Source organism: Candidatus Obscuribacterales bacterium, assembly GCA_036703605.1.
Classification (GTDB): Bacteria; Cyanobacteriota; Cyanobacteriia; order RECH01; family RECH01; genus RECH01.
Genome location: DATNRH010000270.1, coordinates 1 through 2,655, shown reverse-complemented (window position 1 = coordinate 2,655; position 2,655 = coordinate 1). Strand labels below are relative to the sequence as shown.

The following is a 2,655-nucleotide window of genomic DNA, read 5'->3' as shown; positions in this document are numbered from 1 at the left end:
GCTTCCTCCGGTAGAAATGTCTGGTAGAGCGCGCCTGGGGTATGGGTGTTGAGATTATCGAGCACCAGCTGAATCTGCTCGGCATCTGGAAATAGAACATCAACCAGGTATTTCATACACAGGGCAAAGTCTTGGGCTGTCCGCTTGAGAGTGACTTTGATATGTCGCCATCCTTGCAAAGGTTGAAAAAAGGCGAACAAATTGCAGGTGCCTTTGCGACTGTACTCATAGTCATAGCGTTCAGGCTGGCCCGGCTCAACCGGCACGGGGATACGGCTATGGCTAATGAGTTGGACAGGGCGTTCATCAAAGCAGACGACGGGTTCTCTCGGGTCGTAGGGACGGCTATACAACTCCAGTAGGTTCTCCATACTCCTCGCCCGTCTGGAGGAGTACTACAGGCGGTTGCCACCAGGAATGCCTCAGCAGAGCCATCCAGTTTTGCCTTACCCCCGGCTCGGGGTCGTTCATTGAGGGCAACGTCAAGGTTGCCTTCAACAAACTTCTGGCGGATGCGATGGACGGTAGATTCTCCCACATAGAGCATTTGAGCAATCGTTTCATCCCGATGCCCTTCGTCTGCTAAAAGCAAAATATGAGCCCGTTTGATGCGCCTACCGGATGGCTTAGCACTCTTGATGAGTTGCAACAACTGCTGATGCTTGTCGGAGGTGAGGGTCACGTGGTACTTATCTGGCATGAGAATATCCTGTTTTGGGGACAGCCTCTCAGGTTTCTCCTGACCTGTCAAATATATTGTGGTGGACTACTAGGTTGCAACAGCAATAAAAGCAAGATGACATCAAACTTAGACCTGCGCGGTTCTATCCCCTCCATGACGGGTTAGCGGTTTGGGATGCTTGTCCAATGCGATCGCTCTTTGCTGCCTAGTTTCGTGTTCAGTTACGGTTAGGGTTTGATCGTGGGGCGTGATAAGGATGGAGGCGATCGCCTTTGGGCAACAAGGGCGATCGCTCTAAAGTAGATAACTTACACAAAGTCTGCCCGATCTATGGCAGCCGCATTAGTATCTTCCAAGCGCAATAGATTGGTATTGCCCAATCTGATCAGCACATCATCGCGCTGTTGGACGATGGAGAGTTGCCCGAAACGAATGCCCACCAAGCCGATACGGTCTTGATTGTTTTGGAAGTCGGTGACGCGATCGAAGCCATCGTTTTGGCGGATGCCAATTAGGTCAAACCCTTGTCCGGTGGTAATGATATCGTTGCCGGCACCGCCATCGAGGTGATCGTTGCCGGTGCCGCCATCAAGGCGATCGCTCCCGTCTTGTCCAAAGATGCGATCGTTATCTGCCCCACCATTGAGGAGGTCATTGCCTGTACCGCCGATGAGGGTATCGTTACCGTCTTGTCCAAAGATGCGATCGTTATCTGCCCCACCATTGAGGAGGTCATTGCCCGTGCCGCCGATGAGGGTATCGCTACCGTCTTGTCCAAAGATGCGATCGCGTCCTGGGCCGCCATCGAGGAGGTCATTACCTGCAAAGCCACGCACCACATCATTGCCCTCCAGTGCTCGAATTGTATCGGCATTTGCTGTGCCGCTGAGGACATCATCAAAGGGGCTAGGAATAGTGATATCACGACGCCCAAACACCACATAGCTGGAGCCGGAAAAGTTGCCGTTAGGGTCGGCACCGACTACCCCAATAATCAGGTCATCAACGCCATCGCCATTGACGTCCCCCGCACCGCTCACCGAAAAACCGGCACGGTCTTCTGCCACTGCCCCATCGAGACGAAAGCCAGTCCTGCCATTGAGGGTGGAGAGATTCAGGGTGGGACTAAATCCGCTGGCCCGCCCAAACATTACATAACTAGAGCCGGAAAGGTTGCCGTTGGGGTCGGCAAAGTAGGCTCCAATAATCAGGTCATCAAAGCCATCATTGTTGACATCTCCGGCACCGCTTAACGCAAGACCAGCCTGGTCTCCTGCTTTTGCCCCATCGAGGCGAAAGCCGTTGCTGCCATTGAGGTTGGAGAGGTTGAGGGTGGCATTAAACCCGCTATCCCGCCCAAAGACGACATAGCTGGAGCCGGAATAGCTGCCGTTGGGGTCGGCACCGTTTGCGCCAATAATCAGGTCATCAAAGCCATCACCATTGACATCTCCAGCGCTACTCACCGAATAACCGGACTGATCATCTGTCGCTACCCCATTGATGCGAAAGCCATTGCTGCCATCGAGCGTGGAGAGGTTGAGGGTGGCATCAAACCCGCTGTCCCGCCCAAACACCACATAGCTGGAGCCGGAAAAGCTGCCGTTGGGAGCAGCACCAGTTGCGCCAATAATCAGGTCATCAAAGCCATCACCATTGATATCCCCAGCATCGCTCACTGAACGGCCAGAACGGTCATAGGCCGTTGCACTATCAATGCGAAAGCCGTTGCTGCCATTGAGCGTGGAGAGGTTGAGGGTCGCACTAAACCCGCTATCCCGCCCAAACACTACATAGCTAGAGCCGGAACGCTCACCGTTGTTGTCGGCACCTTGTGCGCCAATAATCAGGTCATCAAAGCCATCGCCATTGATATCCCCGGCACTGCTAACCAAATCACCGGAATAGTGATCGGAGGCTGAGCCATAGAGACGAAAGCCATTGGTGCCATAGAGCGTAGAGAGGTTGATGGT

1 protein-coding gene and 1 pseudogene are annotated in these 2,655 nt (G+C 53.6%); both read right to left on the bottom strand.

Annotated elements, in window-relative coordinates; translation table 11 throughout:
* Positions 1-700: pseudogene (locus V6D20_05620) on the bottom strand (transposase).
* 290 nt (positions 701-990) lie between these two features.
* Positions 991-2,655: calcium-binding protein (locus V6D20_05615; protein ID HEY9815265.1), on the bottom strand; the 1,665-nt coding region annotated here is incomplete at its 5' end.